This is a genomic window from Microbacterium sp. B19, assembly GCF_000333395.1.
Classification (GTDB): domain Bacteria; phylum Actinomycetota; class Actinomycetes; order Actinomycetales; family Microbacteriaceae; genus Microbacterium.
Genome location: NZ_BADA01000082.1, coordinates 1 through 301 on the forward strand (window position 1 = coordinate 1; position 301 = coordinate 301).

The window sequence follows — 301 nt, forward strand, 5'->3', positions numbered from 1 at the left end:
ATTCTTCTCGCTTCCGGCGGCATCGGGATGCCCGCGTTGCAGGCCATGCTGTCCAGGCAGGTAGATGACGACCATCAGGGACAGCTTCAAGGATCGCTCGCGGCTCTTACCAGCCTAACTTCGATCATTGGACCGCTGATCGTCACGGCGATTTATGCCGCCTCGGCGAGCACATGGAACGGGTTGGCATGGATTGTAGGCGCCGCCCTATACCTTGTCTGCCTCCCCGCGTTGCGTCGCGGTGCATGGAGCCGGGCCACCTCGACCTGAATGGAAGCCGGCGGCACCTCGCTAACGGATT

The 301-nt window shown here is 61.8% G+C and carries 1 protein-coding gene; it reads left to right on the top strand.

Annotated features, from left to right (window positions below; genetic code table 11):
* The coding region (locus I5G_RS20260; RefSeq protein WP_034304916.1) for an MFS transporter at positions 1-270 on the top strand (270 nt) is incomplete at its 5' end.
* Positions 271-301 lie beyond the last annotated feature (31 nt).